This window comes from Arthrobacter sp. 2YAF22_2, assembly GCF_052114645.1.
Taxonomy (GTDB): Bacteria; Actinomycetota; Actinomycetes; order Actinomycetales; family Micrococcaceae; genus Arthrobacter.
Map to the genome: position 1 here is coordinate 1 of NZ_JBFRFD010000515.1, position 2518 is coordinate 2518.

The following is a 2518-nucleotide window of genomic DNA, read 5'->3' on the forward strand; positions in this document are numbered from 1 at the left end:
GTGAGACGCCGAGTTCGGCCAGCATGCCGGGACTGACTTCCCCGGTCAGCGGCCCGTCCGACCACGCGCAGTTCTGGGCGCCGAGGAGCACCGGCGAACCGGCGAAAATGGTTTTGGCCTGCGCCAGGACCGGGAAGGACGGGATGATGAACACCCGGATGCCCGGGCCGGCAGCCAGGGCAGGCCGGGCGTCCACCACGGCGCGCACCTCCGACAGCCAGCGCAGGCTTGCCTGGTAGCCCAGGTACATCTTGGTGCTGACACCGATGTAAAGGGGGTGGGCGCTGGTGCCGGAGGTGCGGGGCATGGGTCTCCTTGGGGTGTGCGGGGCGGCGGTCCGGACTTAGTCCAGCAGCTCGTCCGCCTTGTTCTTGAACCGCTTGGTGGCGAACATCATCGCCGCTGCCACGAAGGGCAGCACGCCGAGGGCGTAGACGCCCATGGAGCCGGTGGGCGACTGGGTGGCCTCGTTGACCGCGGTCCGCAGGATCGGGGCGACGAAGCCGCCCAGGTTGCCCAGCGAGTTGATCAGGCCGATGCCCGCGGCCGCGGCGGATCCGGCGAGGAACGCCGTGGGGTAGGACCACACCACCGGGCCGACAGCGAGGAAGCTGCAGACCGCCAGGGTTATAAAGATCATGCCAAGCACCGGCTGGTGGTTGGTGCCGGCCCAGGCGGAGCCGAAGATGCACAGGCCGGTGGAGAGGAACAGGATGGTGCCGAACTTGCGCCGCTTGGCCACGGTGTCCGCCGCCCGGCCGACGAAGTAGCAGGCGAAGATGCCGAAGAACCAGGGGACGGCGATCAGGAGGCCGACGGCAAGGCCAACCTTCTGCCCGGTCAGCGACGAGACCTGCTGCGGCAGGAAGAACGTCACGCCGTAGACAGCGATCTGCAGGCAGAAGTAGATGGCGGTGAAGTACCAGACCCGGCCGTTGCGCATTGCTGCGAGGATGCCGCGGGGGCCGGTCTCGTCCTTGATGTTGTCCTCCAGCGCCATGACTTCCTTGAGCGCGAATTTCTCCTCGCCACTCAGGAACTTGGCTTTTTCCGGGCCGTTGATCAGGAAGAAGAAAGCCGCGATGCCTGCCAGGACGGCGAGCACGCCCTCGACGAAGAACATGACCTGCCAGCCGCGCAGTCCGGGCACCTGGTCGCCGATGTTGATCAGCCAGCCCGAGAGCGGGTTGCCGATCATCTGGGAGAAAGGCTGGGCCAGGTAGAAGATGGCGAACATCTGCACGCGCACCTTGTTCGGGAACCACTCGGCGAGGTACATGATGACGCCGGGGAAGAGTCCGGCCTCGGTCACGCCGAGCAGGAACCGCAGGAACACGAACGAGGGTTCGTCCTGGACGAAGGCGAAGCACGCGGAGACGATGCCCCAGGTGATCGCGATCCGCGCCAGCCAGATCTTGGCTCCGACCTTCTTGAGCAGCAGGTTGCTGGGAATCTCGAAGATCGCGTAGCCGATGAAGAAGATGCCGGCGCCGAGGGCGAACGCCCCGGCAGAGACGCCTTTGTCCGCGCCCAGGGCAGCTTCGGCGAAGCCGACATTGGTCCGGTCCAGGAACGAAACGACGTACAGAATGACCAGCATCGGCATCAGCCGGCGGGCCGCCTTGGAGATCGCGGACTTCAGGACCGGGCGGGCCAGAAGCTCCTTGGATGTTGCGGTGGTTGCGGACACAGCACTCTCCTTCGAGTGATGAGGTGGGGTGGTTCGCCCGCAGGCCGGCGGCCCGCGGTTCGTCGGTGGCTCCCTGGCTGGGGGCCGTCAGTGCATGTACAGGCCGCCGTCGACGTTGAGCGTCTGCCCGGAGATGTAGCCTGCGTCCTCGCCGATCAGGAAGTAGATGGCGGCCGCGATGTCGCGGGTGCTGCCCACCCGGTTCACCACCAGGTCCTTGACAAGTTCATCCTTGCGTTCAGCACTGAGGGTGCCGCCCATGATGTCGGTGTCAATCGGACCGGGTGAGATGGCGTTGACGGTGATGTCGTACCCGCCCAGTTCRCGGGCSGTGGCRCGGGTCAGGCCGATGACGCCGGCCTTCGCCACGGAGTACGGGGTCTTGCTGAAGGTGCCCCCGCCTCGCTGGGCAGAGACGGAGGAGATGTTCACGATCCGGCCCAGCCGGTTCTTGACCATGGACTCTGCTGCCCGGCGGGTGGCGTAGTGCACACCGTTCAGGTTGATGTTGAGTACCCGGTCCCACTCGGCGGCGTCGAGCTCAAGGTAGGGCACCGGTGAACTCACGCCGGCGACGTTCGCCAGGGCCACGAGCTGCGGCAGTTCGGCCTCGATCTCGTCGATCGCGGCACGGATCGAAGCCTCGTCGCCGACGTTGGCGCCGGCACCGAAGGCCTTCACGCCGTGCTTTTCGGCCAGCTCTTTGGCCACGGCCTTGCTGGCGGCATCATCGAGGTCGATCACGCCGACGTTCCAGCCGCGCTCGGCAAGGAAGTCCGCGGTGGCCCGGCCGATGCCGCGCTCGGAGACGGCGCCGGTGACGATCAC

3 protein-coding genes are annotated in these 2518 nt (G+C 66.6%); all 3 read right to left on the minus strand.

Annotated features, from left to right (window positions below):
* Nucleotides 1-307 (minus strand): triose-phosphate isomerase (locus AB4Y86_RS16645; RefSeq protein ID WP_441403281.1); only part of this gene is annotated, 307 nt, incomplete at its 3' end.
* Between the two features lie 36 nt (nt 308-343).
* Nucleotides 344-1690 carry an MFS transporter gene (locus AB4Y86_RS16650; RefSeq protein ID WP_441403282.1) on the minus strand — a complete coding sequence of 449 codons (1347 nt, stop codon included), beginning with the start codon at nt 1688-1690 and terminating at the stop codon, nt 344-346.
* An 87-nt stretch (nt 1691-1777) separates the two neighbouring features.
* Nucleotides 1778-2518: an SDR family NAD(P)-dependent oxidoreductase gene (locus AB4Y86_RS16655; RefSeq protein WP_441403283.1), complete on the minus strand. Its 741-nt coding sequence runs from the start codon at nt 2516-2518 to the stop codon at nt 1778-1780.